Here is a 2,082-nt window from a genome sequence, read left to right on the forward strand (position 1 = left end):
GGCCGGGGGTGGTGGGCTGCCGGGGCGTTACGACTTCCGGATGCGCCCACCGTCCGCCCGGACCGCCCGGACCGTCCGGCCCGTCCGCCTGACCGTCCGGCTCGTCCGGCCCGCGCGGTTCAGCCCCGGCGGTCCACGTACTCGTACACCGTCCCGTCCGGGTGCATCGCGATCAGATTGCGGCCCACCGGGGTGGGGATCGGACCGGCGACGATGTGCGCGCCGAGCTCGGTCAGCACCCGGTGGGCCTCGTCGACGTCCGCCACGGCGATGGTCGCCGCCACCTTGCGCAGCAGCTCCAGCTGGGGCTCGGGGCCGCTCATCAGCAGGAAGCAGCCGACCGCCGCCACCTGGACGCCGCCGCGTTCGAACCGGAGAGCCGTGCCGCCCGCGAGACGTTCGTAGAACGGCACCGCGGTGTCCAGATCGTCGACGCAGACGCGCAAGCTGGTTCCCAGAATCTCCATGCGGACGAGGGTAGTTGGCCGTGGAACGGGTGGCGTTACCCGGGCGCTCGCGCGGGTACCCGCAGTACATGGAGCGCTTGGATCACCTGGAGCACCTGGACAAGCAACTGGTCGACGAGCTGGCGCAGGTGGCGCGCGAAACGGTGCGTGACGAGCTGCGCGAGCAGACCCGCAGGCAGCGCCGCACGGCCACGCTGTACGCCGCGTCCGGCGCCGTCGCCCTGTACGCGGGCGCGGCCCTCGCGCTCGCCGTGGGGCTGGCCCTCGCGATCGGCCTGCCCGGCTGGGCCGCCGCGCTGATCACCGCGGCGATCCTGGGCGTGGCGGCCTACGCGCTGCGCGAGGCCGCCCGGCCCTCGGCGTCCCGGCCCACGCCGGAGCGCGCCGCGGAGCCGGCTGCCAAACACCACGCAGGCACCGCGCCGGCCGGCGCGGTGGCGGGCGCGCCGCACTCGCCCGTGCCGCCGGTGCCGCCCGCCCCGCCGACGGTCGGCACGCACCGGCCGGAGCGCGGTGAGGGCACCGGCCCGACGGCCTGACAGGGCATCGACCGGTCGACAAGTCGACAGCATTGGGCGCTCGCCGGTTCCTGTCCGGCGGGCGCCCGTTCGTCTCCCACCGCTGTCTCGATCCGCCGTCTCAATGCGGCAGCTGCGGCAGCACCTTCGTGCGGTAGAAGTCGAAGAAGCCGCGCTGGTCGGGGCCGATCTGGTTGACGTAGATCCGGTCGCAGCCCGCGTCGGCGAACTCCTTCAGCGCGGACACGTGCTGGTCCACGTCGTCGCCGCACACCACGTTCCCGCGGACCATGTCCTCGGTGACCAGCGGCTTGAGCTGCTCGAAGTGCCGGGGCGTGGGCAGCACCTGGCCCATCTCGCCGGGCAGTTGCTCGTTGAACCACAGCTCGTGCACGGTGCGGACGCACTCGTCGCGGTCGGCGCCGAAGCACACCTTCGTACCGCCGCTGACGAGCTTCGCGCCTCCGCCGCCCTTGCGGTACTGGGTGACCATCTCCTCCTCCGGCATCATCGTGATGTAGCCGTCGGCCACGCGGGCCGCGAGCGCGATCGACTTCGGGCCGAAGCCGGAGATGTCGATCGGGACGGGTTCCTCGGGGACGGTGTAGAGGCGGGCGTTCTCGACGGTGTAGTGCGTGCCGCGGTGGTTGACCTGCTCGCCGGCCAGCAGCCGGCGCATCACCTGCACGGCCTCCTCCAGCATCTCCAGCCGCACGTGCGTCGGCGGCCACCGGTCACCGGTGATGTGCTCGTTGAGCGCCTCGCCGGTGCCGACGCCGAGCCGGAACCGGCCCTCGGTCATCACCGCGCTGGTCGCGGCCGCCTGTGCCACCACCGCGGGGTGCATCCGCACGGTCGGACAGGTCACGGCCGTCTCGATGGGCAGGGACACCGCCTCGGACAGCGCGCCGATCACCGACCACACGAACGGGCTCTGCCCCTGCGCCTCGTTCCAGGGGTGGTAGTGGTCCGAGATCCACAGCGCTTGGAAGCCAGCCTGCTCGGCCATCCTCGCCTGCTCGACGAGGTCGGCCGGGCCGTACTGCTCGCACGACAGGTGATAGCCGTATTCGGGCATGGGGGATACCTCCGCGGCG

At 72.8% G+C, this 2,082-nt stretch carries 3 protein-coding genes; 1 reads left to right on the plus strand and 2 read right to left on the minus strand.

The features are described 5' to 3' along the window. Nucleotides 1-119: 119 nt before the first annotated feature. Entirely contained in the window at nucleotides 120-467 is a 348-nt protein-coding gene (locus C1I97_RS35925) for a VOC family protein (protein ID WP_111007119.1), read from the minus strand. Between the two features lie 68 nt (nucleotides 468-535). On the opposite strand from C1I97_RS35925, the gene C1I97_RS35930 reads away from it, so the two are divergent. Next, on the plus strand, nucleotides 536-1,006 hold the full coding sequence (locus tag C1I97_RS35930; protein ID WP_111007120.1) for a phage holin family protein: 471 nt from the start codon (nucleotides 536-538) through the stop codon (nucleotides 1,004-1,006). 100 nt (nucleotides 1,007-1,106) lie between these two features. On the opposite strand, the gene C1I97_RS35935 is transcribed toward C1I97_RS35930, so the two are convergent. Next, on the minus strand, nucleotides 1,107-2,063 hold the full coding sequence (locus C1I97_RS35935; RefSeq protein ID WP_111007121.1) for an LLM class F420-dependent oxidoreductase: 957 nt from the start codon (nucleotides 2,061-2,063) through the stop codon (nucleotides 1,107-1,109). Between the last annotated feature and the right edge of the window lie 19 nt (nucleotides 2,064-2,082).

Source organism: Streptomyces sp. NTH33 (assembly GCF_003236365.1).
Taxonomy (GTDB): Bacteria; Actinomycetota; Actinomycetes; order Streptomycetales; family Streptomycetaceae; genus Streptomyces.

Bases quoted from the DNA above. Each gene is read 5' to 3' on its own strand.
- C1I97_RS35930 (WP_111007120.1), top strand. From the start codon at position 536: ATGGAGCGCTTGGATCACCTGGAGCACCTGGACAAGCAACTGGTCGAC.
- C1I97_RS35925 (WP_111007119.1), bottom strand. From the start codon at position 467: ATGGAGATTCTGGGAACCAGCTTGCGCGTCTGCGTCGACGATCTGGAC.
- C1I97_RS35935 (WP_111007121.1), bottom strand. From the start codon at position 2,063: ATGCCCGAATACGGCTATCACCTGTCGTGCGAGCAGTACGGCCCGGCC.